Annotated in this window: 19 protein-coding genes and 1 tRNA gene; 7 read left to right on the top strand and 13 right to left on the bottom strand. The window is 69.7% G+C overall.

Annotation, left to right across the window (positions count from 1 at the left end):
- Window positions 1-8 precede the first annotated feature (8 nt).
- Entirely contained in the window at window positions 9-1466 is a 1458-nt protein-coding gene (locus tag ABMQ42_RS15535) for an MFS transporter (RefSeq protein ID WP_349723897.1), read from the top strand.
- A gap of 3 nt (window positions 1467-1469) precedes the next feature.
- Here the strand turns inward: ABMQ42_RS15535 and smpB are convergent, their stop codons facing one another.
- The 3 genes from smpB to ftsE form a co-directional block, all read right to left on the bottom strand.
- On the bottom strand, window positions 1470-1946 hold the full coding sequence (gene smpB, locus ABMQ42_RS15530) for an SsrA-binding protein SmpB (RefSeq protein ID WP_349723896.1): 477 nt from the start codon (window positions 1944-1946) through the stop codon (window positions 1470-1472).
- A gap of 82 nt (window positions 1947-2028) precedes the next feature.
- Complete coding sequence (gene ftsX / locus ABMQ42_RS15525) at window positions 2029-2943, bottom strand: permease-like cell division protein FtsX (RefSeq protein ID WP_349723895.1); 915 nt, start codon at window positions 2941-2943, stop codon at window positions 2029-2031.
- Window positions 2940-3980: a cell division ATP-binding protein FtsE gene (gene ftsE / locus ABMQ42_RS15520; RefSeq protein WP_349723894.1), complete on the bottom strand. Its 1041-nt coding sequence runs from the start codon at window positions 3978-3980 to the stop codon at window positions 2940-2942. The genes ftsX and ftsE overlap by 4 nt, the downstream gene beginning before the upstream one ends.
- A 161-nt stretch (window positions 3981-4141) precedes the next feature.
- On the opposite strand from ftsE, the gene ABMQ42_RS15515 reads away from it, so the two are divergent.
- The gene (locus ABMQ42_RS15515; RefSeq protein WP_349723893.1) at window positions 4142-5011 is read left to right on the top strand and encodes an Ltp family lipoprotein; all 870 of its coding nucleotides are present in this window, start codon (window positions 4142-4144) and stop codon (window positions 5009-5011) included.
- 25 nt (window positions 5012-5036) lie between these two features.
- Here ABMQ42_RS15515 and prfB read toward each other — a convergent pair whose 3' ends face one another.
- A complete protein-coding gene (prfB, locus tag ABMQ42_RS15510) occupies window positions 5037-6149 on the bottom strand; it encodes a peptide chain release factor 2 (protein ID WP_349723892.1) in 1113 nt (370 codons plus the stop codon).
- A gap of 82 nt (window positions 6150-6231) precedes the next feature.
- On the opposite strand from prfB, the gene ABMQ42_RS15505 reads away from it, so the two are divergent.
- Complete coding sequence (locus ABMQ42_RS15505) at window positions 6232-7458, top strand: MFS transporter (RefSeq protein ID WP_349723963.1); 1227 nt, start codon at window positions 6232-6234, stop codon at window positions 7456-7458.
- An 18-nt stretch (window positions 7459-7476) separates the two neighbouring features.
- Here ABMQ42_RS15505 and ABMQ42_RS15500 read toward each other — a convergent pair whose 3' ends face one another.
- From ABMQ42_RS15500 to ABMQ42_RS15470, 7 genes are read right to left on the bottom strand one after another with little or no spacing between them, the layout of a single operon-like run.
- The gene (locus ABMQ42_RS15500; RefSeq protein WP_349723891.1) at window positions 7477-7941 is read right to left on the bottom strand and encodes a pilus assembly protein TadG-related protein; all 465 of its coding nucleotides are present in this window, start codon (window positions 7939-7941) and stop codon (window positions 7477-7479) included.
- Entirely contained in the window at window positions 7938-8387 is a 450-nt protein-coding gene (locus ABMQ42_RS15495; protein ID WP_349723890.1) for a TadE family protein, read from the bottom strand. The genes ABMQ42_RS15500 and ABMQ42_RS15495 overlap by 4 nt, the downstream gene beginning before the upstream one ends.
- Window positions 8362-8754, bottom strand: a complete 393-nt coding sequence (locus tag ABMQ42_RS15490) for a TadE/TadG family type IV pilus assembly protein (protein WP_349723889.1) — start codon at window positions 8752-8754, stop codon at window positions 8362-8364. The genes ABMQ42_RS15495 and ABMQ42_RS15490 overlap by 26 nt, the downstream gene beginning before the upstream one ends.
- 1 nt (window position 8755) lies before the next feature.
- A complete protein-coding gene (locus tag ABMQ42_RS15485) occupies window positions 8756-8935 on the bottom strand; it encodes a hypothetical protein (RefSeq protein WP_502884740.1) in 180 nt (59 codons plus the stop codon).
- A 35-nt stretch (window positions 8936-8970) separates the two neighbouring features.
- Complete coding sequence (locus ABMQ42_RS15480; RefSeq protein WP_349723887.1) at window positions 8971-9891, bottom strand: type II secretion system F family protein; 921 nt, start codon at window positions 9889-9891, stop codon at window positions 8971-8973.
- Window positions 9888-10742 carry a type II secretion system F family protein gene (locus tag ABMQ42_RS15475; protein WP_349723886.1) on the bottom strand — a complete coding sequence of 285 codons (855 nt, stop codon included), beginning with the start codon at window positions 10740-10742 and terminating at the stop codon, window positions 9888-9890. The genes ABMQ42_RS15480 and ABMQ42_RS15475 overlap by 4 nt, the downstream gene beginning before the upstream one ends.
- Complete coding sequence (locus ABMQ42_RS15470) at window positions 10739-11899, bottom strand: TadA family conjugal transfer-associated ATPase (protein WP_349723885.1); 1161 nt, start codon at window positions 11897-11899, stop codon at window positions 10739-10741. Before ABMQ42_RS15470 ends, ABMQ42_RS15475 begins: the two co-directional genes overlap by 4 nt.
- 193 nt (window positions 11900-12092) lie before the next feature.
- Here ABMQ42_RS15470 and ABMQ42_RS15465 point away from each other — a divergent pair, with 193 nt between their 5' ends.
- The 3 genes from ABMQ42_RS15465 to ABMQ42_RS15455 all read left to right on the top strand — a co-directional run bounded on the left by ABMQ42_RS15465 (window position 12093) and on the right by ABMQ42_RS15455 (window position 14051).
- The gene (locus tag ABMQ42_RS15465) at window positions 12093-13151 is read left to right on the top strand and encodes an acyltransferase family protein (RefSeq protein WP_349723884.1); all 1059 of its coding nucleotides are present in this window, start codon (window positions 12093-12095) and stop codon (window positions 13149-13151) included.
- 86 nt (window positions 13152-13237) lie between these two features.
- Window positions 13238-13319: transfer RNA gene (locus ABMQ42_RS15460), tRNA-Leu, on the top strand.
- A gap of 51 nt (window positions 13320-13370) precedes the next feature.
- Window positions 13371-14051, top strand: coding sequence for a DedA family protein (locus tag ABMQ42_RS15455; RefSeq protein ID WP_349723883.1), 681 nt, complete (start codon window positions 13371-13373; stop codon window positions 14049-14051).
- A gap of 12 nt (window positions 14052-14063) precedes the next feature.
- On the opposite strand, the gene ku is transcribed toward ABMQ42_RS15455, so the two are convergent.
- A complete protein-coding gene (gene ku, locus ABMQ42_RS15450; RefSeq protein WP_349723882.1) occupies window positions 14064-14879 on the bottom strand; it encodes a non-homologous end joining protein Ku in 816 nt (271 codons plus the stop codon).
- Window positions 14880-14996: 117 nt separating this feature from the next.
- On the opposite strand from ku, the gene ABMQ42_RS15445 reads away from it, so the two are divergent.
- Window positions 14997-17423 carry an ATP-dependent DNA ligase gene (locus ABMQ42_RS15445; protein WP_349723881.1) on the top strand — a complete coding sequence of 809 codons (2427 nt, stop codon included), beginning with the start codon at window positions 14997-14999 and terminating at the stop codon, window positions 17421-17423.
- On the opposite strand, the gene ABMQ42_RS15440 is transcribed toward ABMQ42_RS15445, so the two are convergent.
- A complete protein-coding gene (locus tag ABMQ42_RS15440; RefSeq protein ID WP_349723880.1) occupies window positions 17420-18313 on the bottom strand; it encodes a cation diffusion facilitator family transporter in 894 nt (297 codons plus the stop codon). The genes ABMQ42_RS15445 and ABMQ42_RS15440 overlap by 4 nt on opposite strands.
- Between the last annotated feature and the right edge of the window lie 4 nt (window positions 18314-18317).

Here is an 18317-nt window from a genome sequence, read left to right as displayed (position 1 = left end):
GAGCACGCATGTCGCGTACTGTCGCGCCCTCCACCCGCGTCACCCTCGGCACGCTCGCCGGCGTCGTGGGCTTCCTCGCGTTCGTCGAATTCACCAGCGGCGTCCTCCAGGGCTACTACACGCCCATGCTCACCGACATCGCCCGGCACCTGGGCATCCACGACGCGGACGTCAACTGGCTCGAGGGCACGCAGCTGATGTTGTCCGCCCTCGTCGTCCCCGCCTTCGCGAAGCTCGGCGACATGATCGGCCACAAGCGGATGCTGCTCATCTCGACAGCGATCACGGCCGCGGCATCCCTCGTCCTCCCCTTCACCGACTCGTTCGCCGTGTTCCTCGCCGGCTGGGCGCTGATGGGCTTCTACGTCGTCTGGCTGCCGCTGGAGATCGCGTTGATCTGGTCGCGCGCACGTCGGATGCAGGGCCGCTCGACGATCACCGCACGTGCGTCCGGAATGCTCGTGGCCGCGCTCGAGGCGGGCGCGATCATCGGCGCACTGGCGGGCGGCGCACTCATCGACGCACTGCCGCTGTGGATGGTGCTGCTGGTGCCGAGCATCATGATCGTCATCTGCTTCTTCGTCGTGCTCATCGGCGTGCGGGAGTCGCCCGAGCCCACCGGCGGCACGTTCGACACCGTCGGCGTCGTTCTCGTCTCGCTCGCCCTCATCGCGTTCACCGGCGGTCTCAGCCTGCTGCGTCTGAACGGCCCGGCCGACCTTGTGTCGTGGGTGGTCGTCGTGCTCGGCGTCGCGCTTCTCGTGCCCTTCGTCCTCTGGGAACTGCGCTGCGCCGACCCGCTGATCGACGTGCGCATGTTCCGCTCCCCCGCGCTCGGCCCGGTCTTCCTCACCGCAGGACTCTTCGGCGTCAGCGTGCTGGGCGCGCAGGCACCGCTCTCGACGTTCGCCCGCACCGATCCCGACACCTACGGCTACGGACTCGGCACCAGCGGGTTCGCGACATCCCTCATCATCGGGGTCTACCTGATCGCGATGGTGGCCGGCGCCCTGCTGTATCCGTTCGTGGCGCGCCGGGTCACGCCGCGGATCGCCCTGGTCGGCGCTGCTGTGCTGGTGGGCCTCGGCTTCCTGCTGTTTCTGCCGATGCATGACAGCTACGGCCAGGTCGTGACCAACATGGTCATCGTCGGCGCCGGCTCGGGGGCGCTGGTCGCCGCGCTGCCGGCGGCCGCGGCATCCGCCGCCCCTGAGACCCAGACCGGCGTGGCGACCGGGCTGACGAACTCGGTCAAGACGGTCGGCGGGGCGATAGCATCCTGCGTGTTCGGCATCGCACTGCTCAGCCACGTCACCGACGCGGGTGCCACGGCGGGCTCGTTCGCGGGCTACATCACCGTCTGGGTCGTGTGCGGCGTCACCGCACTGGTGGCCGCGGTGCTGCTGCTGTTCGTGCCCAAGCAGGCGTTCAGCGACCGGGCGGCCGAGGCGACACCGGCGGTCTGAGCGCTATTCGCCCAGCCGGTTGCGGCTGCGCATCGCACGCTCGGCCTCGCGCCTGTCCTGCCGCTCACGCAGCGTCTGGCGCTTGTCGTACTCGCGCTTGCCCTTGGCCACCGCGATCTCGACTTTGGCGCGCCCGTCCGAGAAGTACAGCTTCAACGGCACGAGCGTGTAGCCACCGGCCGAGATCGCGTGCGACAGGCGCGTGATCTCCTCCTTGTGCAGCAGCAGCTTGCGCACCCGCTTGGCGGAGTGGTTCGTCCAGGTGCCCTGCACGTACTGCGGGATGTTGACGGCGTCGAGGAACGCCTCGCCGTCCTTGATGTAGGCGTAGCCGTCGGTGAGGTTCGCGCGCCCCTCGCGCAGCGACTTCACCTCCGTGCCCATGAGGACCAGACCCGCCTCATACGTCTTCTCGATGAGGTAGTCGTGGCGTGCGCGACGGTTGGTCGCCACGACCTTCTCGCCGCGTTCCCTGGGCATGGTTCTCTCCCGCTGTGGATGGTGATGGATGCCGCGGCCCGTGCGGCCGCAGCCCGTCAGTCTATCGCAGCCGGGGCGTGGCCTAGGCCCGCAGCCAGCGCCGGATCGCGAAGCCCGCCGAGATCGCGGCCAGCACGACGCCCAGACCGATCAGCACGGGGACCACGTACGCCACGTCGCCCATCCCCACCCAGGTGGTGATGAAGTCGACCCGGCTGCGCAGGTAACCGTTGACGCCGAACTTCACGCCGGCCCAGATCGCGACGCCGGAGAGCACCGAGCCGATGAGCGCGGCGAACACGCCCTCGAGGATGAACGGGGTCTGGATGAACCCGTTCGACGCGCCGACCAGCCGCATGATCCGCAGCTCGCGTCTGCGCGCGAACGCGGACAGACGGATCGTCGTCGCGATCAACAGGACGGCTGCGATGAGCATGAGCACGGCGATGCCGACGGCGATGTAGGTCGACACCGTGAGCGCCGTGAACAAGGGCTGCAGCAGCTCCATCTGGTCCTGAACGCCCTGGACGCCCGCTTTGCCGTTGAACGCCTCGGTGATCACATCGGAGTTCTGCGGATCCACGAGGTTGATGTAGAAGCTCGCGCCGAACTGGTCGGGGCTCAGGATGTCCTTGTAGTCGTCGCCGAGCAGCTTCAGCGCGTTCTCGTACGCCTGCTTGGGCGTCTCGAAGCGGTACTTCGCGATGAGCGGCTTCAGCCCGTCGCCGTCCAGCTGCGCCTTCACCGCTTCGATCTGCTTGTCGGTCGCCGCGCCCTTGTCGCAGGTGGCCTCGCGTGCGCCGTCGATGCACATCGACACCTGTACCTGCGCGCGGCCCGTCCAGAAGTCGCGCATCGTGCCGATCTGCGCCTGCATGAGGATCGCCGCGCCGACGAAGGTGAGCGAGACGAAGGTGACGAGCACGATCGAGATGATCATGGATGCGTTGCGCCGCAGGCCGTTCAGTGCCTCACGGATGACCAGGCCGCCCCTCATCGCGTCGGCCCCACTTCGTCGTCGTCATCGTCCAGGCCCAGTCGATCGGCCACGCCGAGCGCGTCAGGAAGGCCTTCGGGCAACTCGGGCTCGGTCGTCGCGTCCTCGTCGGGCTGCGGGGCGACCTCGCCGGTCCGCTCGGGCTCGACACTCGCATCGGCATCGGTGGGCACCGGCGGTGTGGTCAGCGGAGTGGATGCGTCGGCTCGCGCCTCATCGGCGGCCGCAGCATCCCCTTCCCCCGTCGCTGTGCCGCCCGTGACGGTCTCGCGGTGCACTTCGAGCACCGCCGTCAGCGCGGCGACGGCGGCCGCGCCCCGCTCGGGACCCGGCGCAAGGCTCGGCAGGCTCGAGGTGTCGCCGTAGCCGCCGTGCCGCTCGTCACGCATCATCTCGCCCTCGTGCAGCTCGATCACGCGCCGCTGCATCTGATCGACGAACCCCGCCTCGTGCGTGGCCATCAGCACCGTGGTGCCGGTGGTGTTGATCCGCGCGAGCAGCTGCATGATCCCCACCGAGGTGGCGGGGTCGAGGTTGCCCGTGGGCTCGTCGGCCAGCAGCACCTGGGGCCGGTTGACGAGAGCGCGCGCGATCGCCACGCGCTGCTGCTCACCACCCGAGAGCTCGTGGGGCAGGCGCTTGCCCTTGCCCTCGAGCCCCACCAGGGCGAGGACCTCGGGCACCGACTGTCGGATCGCCGCGCGAGAGGCGCCGATCACCTCCAGCGCGAATGCGACGTTCTGGGTCACGGTCTTCGTCGGCAGCAGCCGGAAGTCCTGGAACACCGCCCCGATGTGGCGGCGGAAGTACGGCGCCTTGCGGTTCGACACGGTCCGCAGATCGCGCCCGAGCACCACGACCCGCCCTTCGCTGGGCGTTTCCTCGCGGAGGACCATCCGCAGGCAGGTCGATTTGCCCGACCCGGAGGGCCCCACGAGGAAGACGAACTCTCCGCGTTGCACCTCGAAGTCCACATTCTGCAGGGCGGGTTTCGACGTGCCGCGATACCGCTTGGTGACGTTCTCGAACCGGATCATGGCTCAACGAGCCTAAGCGGCAACGGCGCCGCAGCACGCAGCGACACCCCCGCCCCTGCCCATCCTGGAACTGATAAGCTGTGGTCAGACCACATAGGGGACTCGATCCCCGGACACCCGACCGGACCCGACGAGCCCCTCGATGATGAAAGGCACTGACAATGACCAGCGTCCAGGTTCCCCCTCCGGCTGCGCCGCAGGGCGGACCGACCCCGACGGCTCCCCCGCCCTACGCGTACGGGCAGCCTCCCGTTCCCGGCACGATGCCCGGGCCCCCCGCGCCTCCACAGGCGGGCGGGGACGGGAAGTCGTTCCTGGTCACCTGGTTGTTCGCGCTGCTGCTGGGCATGATCGGCGTCGACCGGTTCTACCTCGGCAAGGTCGGCACCGGCCTTCTGAAGCTGTTCACCCTGGGCGGCTTCGGCATCTGGTGGCTCGTCGACCTGATCATCCTGCTCACCGGCAACCAGACCGACAAACAGAAGCGCCCGCTCGAAGGCTACGACAAGGTCAAGGTCGTCGCGTGGGTCGTGACAGCGGTCGTGGTCATCGGCTCCGTCGCCTCGGGCGGCGTGTCGATCACGACCGGTGCTGGGGCCGACGACGACGCGTGGACCTCCGACTCCGACTACACGTCGGTGGTCGAGGAGCCCGTCGACGACGGCACCGTCGTCGACGAGGACACGGTCGTCGCCGATGAGGCAGACGGCCCGGCCACCGCCGAGGAGACGGGACCGGAGTACACGCTCGAACAAGAGCAGGCCATCGCAAAGGCGGAGAGCTACCTCGACTACTCCTCCTTCTCGCGCACCGGTCTCATCGAGCAGCTCGAGTTCGAAGGCTTCTCTGCCGACGACGCCGAACTCGCCGTCGATGCGCTCGATGTGGATTGGTACGAACAGGCCGCAGGCAAGGCAGCGGACTATCTCGAATACAGCTCGTTCTCGCGCTCCGGTCTCATCGACCAGCTCGAGTTCGAGGGATTCACCACCGAGCAGGCCGAGTACGGAGTAGAGGCCGTCGGCTTTTGATCCGGCTCAGTGAGGACGGCGACGCTCAGGCGTCGTCGTCCTTGCGCTTGCGCCACCGGATGCCCGACGAGATGAAGCCGTCGAGGTCACCGTCGAACACCGCCTGCGGGTTGTTGACCTCGTAGTCGGTGCGCAGGTCCTTCACCATCTGGTAGGGCGCGAGCACATACGAGCGCATCTGGTCGCCCCAGCTGGCCGTGATGTTGCCGGCCAGCTCCTTCTTGGTCGCGGCCTCCTGCTCCTTCTGCAGCAGCAGCAGGCGCGACTGCAGCACGCGGAGGGCCGCCGCGCGGTTCTGGATCTGCGACTTCTCGTTCTGCATCGACACGACGATGCCCGTCGGAAGGTGCGTGATGCGCACGGCGGAGTCTGTGGTGTTGACCGACTGTCCACCGGGACCCGACGAGCGGAAGACGTCCACGCGGATGTCGGCCTCGGGGATCTCGACCTCGGTCGCCTCCTCCATGAGCGGGATCACCTCGACCGCAGCGAAGGACGTCTGCCGCTTGCCGGCCGAATTGAACGGGCTCATCCGCACCAGACGGTGCGTGCCGGCCTCGACGCTCAGCGTGCCGAACGCGTACGGCGCGTCGACCTCGAAGGTCGCCGACTTGATGCCGGCCTCTTCGGCGTACGAGGTGTCCATCACGGTGACGGGGTACTTGTTGTGCTCGGCCCAGCGCAGATACATGCGCAGCAGCATCTCGGCGAAGTCCGCGGCATCCACCCCGCCCGCCCCGGCACGGATCGTCACAACAGCCGGACGCTCGTCGAACTCGCCGTCGAGCAGGGTCTGCACCTCGAGCTGCCCGATGACCTCGCCGAGCGCCTTGAGCTCGGCGCGCGCCTCGACGGCGGAGTCCTCGTCCTCCATCTCGTTGGCGAGCTCGACGAGCACCTCGAGATCATCGAGACGCCGCTCGATGTCGGTGACCCGGGCGAGCTCGGCCTGCCGATGACTGAGCGAACTCGTCACCTTCTGGGCCTTCTCGGGGTCGTCCCAGAGGTCGGGGGCGCCGGCCTCCTCGCTCAGGCGGGCGATGTCGGCCCGCAGCGCAGGCACGTCGACCACCGCCTGGATGTCGGCGAAGGTGGAGCGCAGGGCCTGGATGTCGGCAGACAGATCGAGTTCGAGCATGACACTCCAGACTAACGTGGATGCGGTGACCGACGTTCCCCCTCCCCTGCGCGTCGGGACCGTCCTGTGGCGCTTCGGCCCGATGATCTACGGTCCCACCCTGCTGTTCTCCATCGGCGAGGGTGCCGTCGTACCCCTCATCCCGGTCATCGCGGCACACCTGGGAGCGGGTGTCGCCCTGGCTGCGCTCGTCTCGTCGGCGCTCGTCGTCGGCCAGCTGTGCGGCAATCTCCCCGCGGGCTGGGCGGTCGCGCGCATCGGCGAGCGGGCGACGATGGCCATCGGCGGGTGCTTCGGCATCGCGGCGACGATCGGGCTCATCGCCGCGCCCAATCTCGTGACGCTGACGATCGCGGTGTTCGTGCTGGGCTTCTGCGCGGCCGTGTTCGGTCTGGCCCGGCACGCGTTCATGACCACCCGCATCCCGCTGTCGTTCCGGGCACGGGCGCTGTCGATGCTGGGCGGTTCGTTCCGACTGGGCGTGTTCATCGGCCCGTTCGTCGCTGCGGGCCTGCTCGGTGTGTTCGGCGACCCGCATGCGGCGATCTGGTTCGCGCTGATCTGCCTCATCGGCGTCGTGCTGCTCGTGCTGCTGGGGCCGGATCCGGAGAAGGATGCCGCGGCCGCCCTCGCGCGCACCGAGGACTCTCCGATGCTCGAAGAGGACACCGGCGAGGCCATCACCGGGCCGGTGCGCGTCCACGAGGCGTCGACCGGCGTTTTTCGCACGATGTGGCGGCACCGCGAGGTGCTGCTGAGGCTCGGGGTCGCCGCCGCGATGCTCTCGGCCGTGCGCTCGGCCCGCCAGGTGGTGCTGCCGCTGTGGGGCGTGTCGATCGGCCTGGACGCCCAGACGATCTCGCTCGTCGTCGGCATCTCCGGCGCTCTGGACTTCGCGCTGTTCTACGCGTCCGGTCAGGTGATGGATCGCTTCGGTCGCCTCTGGGCGGCGCTGCCGGCCATGCTGCTGATGGGAGCGGGTTTCATCGCCCTGGCCTTCACGCACGACACGCCGGAGGCCGCGATGTGGTTCGCCCTGTTCGCGGCGGTGCTGGGTGTCGGCAACGGCATGTCCAGCGGCATCCTGATGACACTCGGCGCCGACCTCGCCCCGCAGGCCGATCCCGCAGCGTTCCTGGGATCGTGGCGCACCCTCACCGACGCGGGCGGCGCCGCAGCTCCGCTGCTGTTGTCGGCATTGACCGCGCTGGCCTCGCTGGCACTGGCCACGGGGGTCATGGGCGCGATCGGCCTGGTCGGCGCGCTCGCCTTCCTGCGGTGGATTCCGCGGTACGTGCCGCGCACCTGACCCGCCGCCACCCGTGCATCAGTGCAGGGCCGTGCGGCTGGTGGCCGTCGCCGTGAGCGTGATGCCCTGCGGCACGAACACCGTGAGGACGGGGGGATGCCACGCATCGCGCACCTGCACCCGGGCGGAGGCGCCGTCGGGGGTCGTCGCGGCCACGAGCACGGCACCGCCACCGACATCGGCGACGAGTGCGGCCGCCTGGTCGCGCACGCCGTCGGTCGTGAGGCGGGCCGTCGCCGCATCGGGCCCGTCGGAGGTGATCACGTACCCTTCGGCGCCCGCGAGTGCGGCGGCATCGGCCAGCGCGTCCAGACGCTTCTGCGCGAGATACATCGACGTCGCATCGGCGCAGATGAGGATGAGGATCAGCGCGAGCATCGCGTACCCGATGGCCAGGGGAAGGATGCTGCCCTCGTCGTCGGTCCGCACGTGGAAGATCCGGGCGCGCATCCGCGCGATGACAGCGACCTGTGGCCTCGTCATCCCTCACCCCAGACACGCGAGATCTTCGCTGCGGCCGAAGCCGACACCGGGACGCTCGCGAGCCGATCGATGCCGAGCACCGTGGGCGCCAGCGGCAACGAGACACGCGTGGCGACGGTGACGACGAGGGTCGCCCCCGCCCGCGGGCACTCGCCCTCCGGGCGACACGTCATCGCCAGGTCGACGCGATCGACGTCGATGCCGTACTCGTCGGCGATGGCGTGGGCCACGGCATCGGCGCGTTCCCGTGCCGTTTCGGCGTCGGGGGCCGTCGCCACCGCCCGCGCGATGTGGCGGGCACCGGACTCGACGCCGAGCGTCTGCTCCTGGATCAGTCCGAGGGCGACGATCAGGTATACGAGGGGTACGAGGAGGATGAGTCCGCCCAGGATGAACTCCAGGGGCGCGTTGCCCGCGTCGTCATTCGAAGCTCTCGGCCGGCGCATCGGCACTCACCTCCCAGGCGCCCGGGGCCCCCAGCAGCCCCATCACCGGAATCGGCGTGCGCACCGTCACCTTCACCGTCCGCTGGCCGCCCACCGACGTCACCGTCGCCTCCACCTGCCTGGCGTATGCGTCACCGATCGCCCTCGAGATGAGGTCTCGCGTACGGGCCTCCCCGTCTGACAGCGATCCGTCGGCCAGCGCGGCCTCATAGGCCCCTTCCACCGCGGCGTCATGCACGACGTTGCGCACGTACACCCCCAGGCCGAGCTGCAGCACCCCGAGAGTGAGCACCGTCAGCAGCGTGCCGACGAGGATGAACTCGACCGGAGCGGAACCGCTGTCATCAGGCAGGTGTCGGCGGTGCACGCTACAGACCGGAGACCTTCGCGATCGCCTGTTCGAACAGGTCGGAGAGGGCAGGCCCGGCCAACGCCCAGATGGCGACGACCAGGCCCGCCGTCATCAGGGTGACCAGCACCCAGCCCGGCACGTCGCCCTGGTCCTCCTGCGGCGCGAACGCCGCGGTCACCCGCATCTGGACGCGCATCCACAACTCGCGCATGATCGTCTCTCTCCTTCGTTTCATCCGATCCCGAGGCGCAGCATGAACACGCCCGGGAAGATCGCGAACAGCACCGATATCGGCAATATCAAGAACACAAGAGGGAGCATCATCGAGATCTCGTTGCGCCCGGCGCGTTCGATGAGCGTCTGCTTCGCTTCCTCCCGCGCGTCCGCAGCCTGCGCCTGCAGCACCTGCGCCAGGGGCGCCCCTCTGTCGAGCGCCGCGGCGATGTGATCCACCGAGCGGCTCAGGGAGGGGACATCGAGGTCACGGGCGAAGGTCGTCAGAGCCTCCGCCAGAGACGATCCCGTGCCGACGGCCAAGACGACCTCGCGCAGCTCTGCCGGCAGCTCGCCGCCCTCCAGCCTTCCCACCCTCCGCAGCGAGTCGAGGATGCCCTCTCCTGCCGACAAGCAGAGCGCGAGGAACTCGAGGACGGTGGGCAGCTCCTCCTCGATCCGCGACACCCGCGCACGGGCGGCGCGCGTGAGCAGGAGATCGCACGCCGCCAGCCCCGCGAGGCCGGCCAGTACCGGCACGAGCACGGCTGCCACCGGCGGCCGACCGCTCAGAACCACGAGCACCGCCACGAGAGCGCCCGCGACGAGCCCGCCGAGCCCCCACACCAGCTGTCGCGTCCGGAATGCCGTGATGCCCTCCTGACCGCCGACCCGCCGTGCCTGACGGAGTCGCCGGGACACGGCATCCGACCCGGACATCAGCCGGTCCCAACGTGCCCGGACGCGCGCCGACCAGGTCGGCGGCGCCGTCAGCGGCGTCAGTCCCTGTGGGTCTGCCACGTCGCGGATGTAGGGGGCGATGCGCTGTTCGAGCCCCACGGCACCCCACCGCGGCGTGAGCAGCAGGAGAAGCCATGCGCCCGCACCGAACGCCGTTCCTGCCACCACGGCCACGGCGAGGTCTGTGATCTGGATCATCCGAACCACCGCCGCGGATCAGGCAGCCTGCCCAGACGGATCATGAGGCGGTAGGCCACGAAGGAGATCGCCGCCCCGGCGACCACCAGGGCGATCCCCTGCGGACTGCTGTAGGCGGCGGCTCCCTCGGGCCGCGCGGCAAGAAGGGCCAGGACCACCCACGGTGCCACGACCCCCAGAACGGCCGCACTGCGCAGCCACGACTGCCGCGCCTCGACCTCGGCGCGCAGCGTGGCGTCGGCGCGCACCGATGCACCCAGCGCCCGCAGGACGGGGACGAGCTCGGTTCCACCCACCTGGCGGGCCATGCGCAGGGTCTCGATGATCCGGTCGGCGACCGGATCCGACAGCGTCGTCTTCAGCCGCACGGCGGCGGAGTCGAAGTGCCCCGACGCCGCGATGTCGCGTGCGAACGCGGCGAAAGCGGGGCGCAGCGCCCCCGGCGCGGAGGCCTCGAGCGACGCCACCGCATCGGGCAGCGACATCCCGGCCCGGACAGAGGCGATGAGCAGATCGCACACGTCGGGCCAGAGCCCACGCCGCGAGCGGAGCAGCCGCATCCGGCGCGCGCGCAACCAGAGGAACGGGGCCGCGGCGCCCGCGACGCCGGCCAGCACCGCCACGATCGGTACCCCGAGCAGCAGCCATACGACCGCCGCTGCCGCCGCGGAGGCCAGCACGCAGACGGCGACCGGCACCCGGACCGACACGTGGGCATAGCCCGCGGCATCCATCAGCCGCCCCAGTGCGCCCGGTGCACGGTCGGGCCGACTGCGTCCCAGCGGCCACAGCCACGGCGCGAGGACGAGAAGAATGCCGGTCGCCAGCATCGCGCCGAGCAGGACGGTCATCCGCGACCCCCGTACACGGTGTGCGCCTCGATCTCCCCGTCGACCACGCGGCCGGTGGTCGCGATGATCTCCGCGACACGACGGGAGCCGTCGGCGGCCCGTGCGCAGTGCGCGACGAGCTGTACCCCGCGCGCGACGGCCGGAAGGATGAATCCCGCGTCGATGTTCCGCCCGGCGAGCAGCGGAAGCGAGGAGAGCTTCACGAGCGCCTCGCGCGCGGAGTTCGCGTGGACCGTGGCCGCCCCGGGAACCCCCGTGTTCAGAGCGAGCACGAGGTCCAGGGCCTCGGCGTCGCGCACCTCACCGACCACGAGCCGGTCCGGGCGCATGCGCAGCGCCTCCTTCACCAGCCGGCGCAGCGTCACCTCGCCGCCGCCCTCCAGACTCGGCTGACGGCCCTGCATGGCCACGACGTCGGGCCCGTCGGCCGCCAGTTCGAAGGTCTCCTCCACCGTGACGATGCGCTGCCGATCCGCACAGGCTCCGATCAGCGCACCGAGGAGCGTCGTCTTCCCCGCGTGCGTGGCACCCGACACCACGACACTCCGTCCCTGGACCATCGCGTCGTGGAGCAGCCGAGCCCCGTCGATCCCGATCGACCCGCTCTCGACCAGTCCCTCCAGCGATCGGTGCGCAGGAAGGAACTTACGCACGTTGACCGACCAGTGCCGCCGGGTGATGTCGGGAATGACGCAGTGCAGACGACTGCCGTCGGGCAACGACGCATCCACGAAGGGCTGGCTCAGATCGACGCGTCGGCCCGTCGACTGCAGCATCCGCTCGACGAGATCGCGGACCGCGACATCCGTCAGCACCAGCGGCACCCGCTCGGACACACCACCACGCGCCACGAAGATGCGATCGGGCGCATTGATGTAGACCTCTTCGACGGTGGGATCGTCGAGATACGCTTGCAACGGCCCGTAACCGGTGACGGACGCCAGCGCCTCGCGCACGCACGCCGACTCGTCGTCGATCGGATCCAGGCCGCGTGCCGACGCATAGTCGTTGTGCCTGCGCACCTCGGCCCACGCCGCCTCGACCGCTCGCGCGGGTTCCCTCGCCGGATCCGCATGCTCGGCGCGCAGCCTCTCCCGCACGCGTTCTGCCACCTGCTGCACGGCCGAGGGCGCGCCGACGGTGTGGGCGGGGGTCATCCCCACATCGTTGCAGGAAATGCGAAACCGCCGCAGAAGTTATCCACAGGTCGCGCAACGGACCCGATCAGACCACCCGGGAAGACTCACCGTTATCAATCTGTTACCTTGAAGAGGAGGCCGATACGCGGCACCCGCGGTCGGTCCGACGTGGGAAAGGGTGGTATCCATTCGATCACCGTCGCTGACGTACATGCCGGCACTGGATGGACTCCGGGCCGCTGCGGTCACCCTGGTCTTCGTGACCCACGCCTTCCCGTCCAGCACCTTCCCCGGCGGTCTCGGTGTCGATGTGTTCTTCGTGATCAGCGGGTTCCTCATCACGCGGATCCTGCTGAAGCAGTGGCGCGAGCACCTCACGATCGGTCTGAAGCGGTTCTGGTTCGGACGCCTCGTGCGCCTGTACCCGCCGTTGGTCGCGATGGTGGCGGTGTTCGCCTCGCTGTACGCGTTCCTGCCGAGCTCCGGTCTTCACTCGGCGGTGAACGCGACCGTTGCGCTCACGCACACCGCCAACATCGTCGCGACGGTCACGGATCAGGACCTCGGCTACTTCGCGCACACCTGGTCGCTGGCGATGGAAGAGCAGTTCTACCTCGTATGGCCGCTCCTGCTGCGGGCGATGCTGCAGCTGAATCTGCGTCGCCGATGGATGATCGCGATCACCGTCACCATCGCCGCTGCGAGCCTGACCGGCTGGCTCCTCACCGGCGACGCCCTGCCGTACAACCCGCTGACCAAGGCCGGCGGAATCCTGCTCGGCTGCGCCGCCGCCATCGCCGTCGACCATCTGCCGCGCGCGCTTCGCTCTCAGCCGGCGGCGTGGACCGGAGTCGCGGTCTTCACGGCGGCATGCGTCGGCGAATCGACAGGGTGGCTCGCCCGCAGCGTGTCGCTGCCGATCGCCGTGCTCGGCATCCTGCCGGTCGTCCTCCATTGCGCCACCGGCCGCGGCCCGCTCGTGACGGCTCTGTCATGGCGCCCGGTCGTCTTCGTCGGCGTGATCAGCTACGCGCTGTACCTGTGGCACTACCCCGTGCTCATGCTCCTGCGACGCGTGGTCCCGGCTGACGCGTGGGTGGTGGCACTGATCGGCGCCGCCGTCAGCCTCGCGCTGGCCGCGACGACGCGCAGGTATGTCGAGCGGCCCGCCCTGGCGTGGCGTCGGCGCCTCCTCGCACGCCATGACGCCACGCCGCGCGCAGAGGCGCCGACGTCTCGCGTCGAGGCGGTCGGCAGCCCCACGTCGTGACCTCGCCCGGGGGCGTTCCCGCCGTCGGAAAGGAGGGGTTTCCCCCACAGCTTCCGCACAGCCTTCTCAGTAGACTTGGACCACTCGCGGGAGTGGTGAAATCGGCAGACACGCAGGATTTAGGTTCCTGTGCCTTCGGGCGTGTGGGTTCAAGTCCCACCTTCCGCACGGACGCCGTCTCGCGGCATCCCCTTCTTCCAACAACGTGACGGGACATACGTGCTCTCTGCAGGTCTCATCCCCTGGCTCAGCCCCGCGAACATCATCGAGCAGGCGGGCCCCTGGGCACTGCTCGTCGTGTGCTTCATCGTGTTCGCCGAGACGGGGCTGCTCGTCGGCTTCGTGCTTCCCGGCGACACGCTTCTGGTCATCTCCGGCCTGCTGACCAACACCAGCGAGGTCTTCGGCCTGAACATCTGGGTCGTCGCACTGCTCATCGCCCTGTCCGCGTTCATCGGCGGCGAAGTGGGCTACTTCATCGGTCACAAGAGCGGCCCCGCCGTATTCGAGCGCAAGGAGTCCGGTCTCTTCAGCAGACGCAACGTCGAGCGCACCAATGCCTTCTTCGAGCGGTATGGCGGCATGACGGTCGTGCTTGCCCGGTTCGTGCCGGTCGTGCGCACCTTCGCGCCGGTCGCCGCCGGCGTCGGCCACATGCCCTGGCGGCGCTACTCGCTGTACAACCTCATCGGCGCCCTGCTGTGGGGCTTCGGGCTCACGATGCTCGGCTATGTCATCGCCTTCATCCCGTGGATCCGCGACTTCGTCACGAACTACATCGAGCTCATCCTCATCGGAGTCGTGGTGCTGTCGTTCGCCGTCGTCGCGTGGCACTACTTCCGTGAGCGCGCCAAGTCACGGCACGGCGACGCGGAGCCCGCACCCGAGCACAAGGACTGAGCGCAGAGAAGCTCACCCCGACGCACGCTCGTCCGAGCCGCGCGCCTTGCGCGTGCGCTCGACGCTGGCGCGCAGCGCCTCCATGAGGTCGATGACCTCGCCGCCTTCCTGCTGCGCGGCCTCGCCGAACGTCTCGGCCGTGTCGATGGCCTCGCCCTTCTCGCGCTTGGCGTCGATGAGCGTGCGCAGCTCCTCCTGGTAGTCGTCGTGGAAGGCGTCGGGATCGAAGTCCGCGGCGAAGCCCTCGACCAGCGCGGCGGAGAGCGTGAGCTCCTTATCGGAGACCTTCACCTCCTCCTCGAGAGCCGGGAACGCCGCCTCGCGGATCTCGTCGGCCCAGCGCATCGTCTGCAGCACGAGCACATCGCCGCGCACCCGCAGCGCGGCCAGGCTGGTCTTCTGGCGCAGCGAGAACCGCACGATGGCGGTGCGCTCGGTGCGCTCCAGCGTCTCTCGCAGCAGGGCGTAGGCCTTCGGCGAAGTGGAGTCGGGCTCGAGGAAGTACGACCTCTCGAACAGCAGCGGGTCGATCTGGTCGCTCGGGACGAACTCGACGACCTCGATCTCGCGGCTGCGCTCCGCGGGGAGCGCAGCGAAATCCTCCTTGGTGAGCACCACCGTCTGCGCACCGTCGTCGTACGCGCGGTCGATCTCGGCGTAGGGCACCACCTCGCCGTCGAGTTCGCAGACCCGCTGGTAGCGGATGCGCCCTCCGTCGGACGCATGCACCTGGTGCAGGGGCAGGTCGTGGTCCTCGGTCGCGGCGTAGACCTTGACCGGGACGTTGACCAGTCCGAACGTCAGCGCGCCCTTCCAGATCGCCCTCATGCCCTCAGTACACACTCACGCCGGGCCGTTGGCAATGCCCTGGTGGTTTCCGTGCACGACCGGGCAGAAAGCAGCGTCCCCGGTGCGCGCGGGCGCGAGAGACAGCAGGATGGGGGCATGGGCGGCGACGAACTGGTGCAGGTGGGCGGGCGACGCCTGCGACTGTCGCACCTCGACAAGGTGCTCTATCCCGCCTCGGGCACCACCAAGGGCGAGGTGATCGACTACTACACGCGCATCGCCCCCCTCCTGCTGCCGCACGTCGCCGACCGCCCGGTCACCCGGAAACGGTGGCCCGACGGGGTGGATCACCCCCCGTTCTTCGCCAAGGCCCTCGAACCCGGCGCGCCGGAATGGGTCCGCCGGCTGCCGATCCGGCACTCCACCGGGGCCAAGGACTACCCGCTCGTCGACGACGTCCCCACCCTCGCGTATCTCGCCCAGGTCGCCAGCCTCGAGCTCCACGTGCCGCAGTGGCGCTTCACGCCCGACGGTGAACCCGGCACCCCCGACCGGCTCGTCCTGGATCTCGACCCGGGCCCCGGCGTCGGGCTCGCCGAGTGCGCACAGGTCGCACGGTGGGCACGCGACATCCTCCAGGACATCGGGCTCGAGACCCACCCCGTCACCAGCGGGAGCAAGGGCATCCACCTCTACGCCGGACTCGACGGCTCGCACACGAGCGACCAGGCCTCCGCTCTGGCCAAGGAGCTCGCGCGATCCCTGGAGGCCGACCATCCGGACCTGGTCGTCAGCCGCATGGCCAAGCAGCTCCGCGAGGGCCGTGTGTTCATCGACTGGAGTCAGAACAGCGCGAGCAAGACGACGATCGCGCCGTACTCTCTCCGCGGGCGGGATCTCCCGACCGTCGCCGCTCCCCGGACCTGGGACGAGCTCACCGACCCCGGCCTCGCCCAGCTCGACCACGAGCAGGTGCTCGCGCGCGCCGAGCGCATAGGCGATCCGATGGCGACGCTGGGCTTCCGTGCGGGCGGGCGGGCCGCGGCATCCGGTCCCCTCTCGGCCTACATCGCCAAACGCGATCCTCTACGCACGCCCGAGCCTGTGCCCGGCAATCCGCTCGCCGCCGCGACGCCGGCAGGTCAGCCGCCGCGGTTCGTCATCCAGGAGCATCATGCACGCCGGCTGCATTGGGACCTGCGGCTCGAGCACGACGGCGTGTTCGTCAGCTGGGCCGTCCCCCGCGGCGTGCCCGAGACGACGGCGCGCAACAGCCTCGCCGTGATGACCGAAGACCACCCGCTGGAGTACGGCTCGTTCGAGGGCACGATCCCCCGCGGCGAGTACGGCGGCGGCAGCGTCACGATCTGGGACGACGGCCGCTACGACCTGGAGAAGTGGCGTGACGACGAGATCATCTTCACGGTCCACGGGCGGCCCGGCGGGCCGCTGGGCACGATGCGTCTCGCCCTGATCCGCACGCAGGGCGCCGGTGAGCGCTCGAGCTGGCTGCTGCACCGGATGAAGGTGGATGCCGCGGGCACGGTGCAGCCCGACGGGCAGCCCGTCACCGCCGGTGCGCAGGCCGACGATCCGGCCCCGACCGCACGCCGTGCATCACCGGCGCAGCCCATGCTCTGCACCGCTGCGACCCCCGCCCTCGCGCGTGCGGCCGCCGACCGCTGGGGCGCGTGGGCAGAGATGAAGTGGGACGGCATCCGCGCAATCGGCGCGTGGGACGGCCACACCCTGACCCTGTTCGCCCGCAGCGGCGCCGACATCACCGCCCGCTACCCGGAACTGACCGGGGCGGATGCCGGCCTCGGCGACTCCGCTGCGGTCGTCGACGGCGAGATCGTCGCTTTGGATGCGCGCGGACGCCCCAGCTTCACCCGACTGCAATCGCGCATGCATCTGAGCGGCGTCCATCAGGTCGAGGCGGAGCGGCGGCGCACACCCGTGCGCTATCACCTCTTCGACGCGCTCGCCGTCGGGCGAAGGGACATCACCGCCCGGTCGCTGCACGATCGCCGCGCGGCCTTGGAAGACCTCGCGGCCGGCGCGATCTCCGAGATCGTCGTCCCGCCCGTGTTCGAGGACGTGGATGCCGCGCTGCAGACGGCGCGGGAGCTCGCCCTCGAGGGCGTCGTCGTCAAGGACCCCGCCTCGCCGTACCGTTCCGGCGTGCGATCTCAGGAGTGGCTGAAGGTGAAGCTGACGCGCACGCAGGAGGTCGTGATCGGCGGCATCCGGCCCGGCCGCGGCGGACGCACGGGGAGTATCGGCTCGCTGCTGCTGGGCATTCCCGACGAGACCGGCCTGCATTATGCCGGGCGGGTCGGCAGCGGCTTCAGCGAATCGACGCTGGCCCGTCTCGAGGAGGTCCTGCTCCCCCTGCGCACCGCGGAGAACCCGTTCTCGGATGTGCCGTCCGCCGATGCGCGAGATGCGCTGTGGGTGCGCCCCGAGGTGGTGGGCGAGGTGGAGTTCGCCGAGTTCAGCCCGGGCGGCGTGCTGCGCCACGCCCGATGGCGCGGCCTGCGCCCCGACAAGGGACCCGGCGAGGTGCGCCGGGAGGATTAGCGGTGGGCCTCCGGATCGGTGTGCCCGGCGGGCTCGAGCTGGAACGTCGAATGCTCGACGTCGAAATGGTCGGCCAGGCAGTTCTGCAGGCGGCTGAGCACCTCTCCCGCCGACGCATCGTCGTCGACCACGACGTGCGCCGTGAAGACGGGTGCTCCGCGCGTGAGCTGCCACACATGCACGTCGTGCACCTCACGCACTCCCGGGGTGGTCAGGATGTGCTCGCGGATCGCGTCCACGTGCATGCCGGCGGGCACCGACTCGCTGAGCACGGAGGTGACCTCGCGCAGCAGGCCGACGGCGCGCGGCACGATCATGACGGCGATCAGCAGCGACGCCAGCGCATCGGCGGGCATCCATCCGGTCGTCAGGATGATCACGGCCGCGATAATCACGGCGACCGAGCCGAGCAGGTCGCCCATGACCTCGAGATACGCGCCGCGCACGTTGATGCTGCGCCGCTGCGCGCTCGAGAGCAGCCACATCGACACGGCGTTCGCGCACAACCCGATGATCGCCACGACCAGCATCGCGGGACCGGCGACCTCGACGCGCTCGCCGGTGAGGCGCAGCACGCCTTCCACCGCCACCCACACCGCGAGCACGATCAGGATCACGGCGTTCACCAGGGCGCCCAGCACCTCCGCCCGCTGATAGCCGAAGGTGCGACGGTCATTGGCCGGACGCAGAGCGACCGAGCTCGCGATCAGCGCGATCACAAGGGCTGCGGCATCCGTGAACATGTGCGCGGCGTCCGCAAGCAGCGCGAGCGACCCGGACAGCAGGCCGCCGACGATCTGCACGACCATGACCGCGCCGGTCAGGCTCAGCGAGATGGCGAGCAGCCGGCGGTTGCCCGCCTCGCGGATGCCGGGAGCATGGTCGTGCACACAT

Source organism: Microbacterium sp. KR10-403 (genome assembly GCF_040196215.1).
Classification (GTDB): Bacteria; Actinomycetota; Actinomycetes; order Actinomycetales; family Microbacteriaceae; genus Microbacterium.
This window is presented reverse-complemented; position numbering and strand designations above follow the sequence as displayed.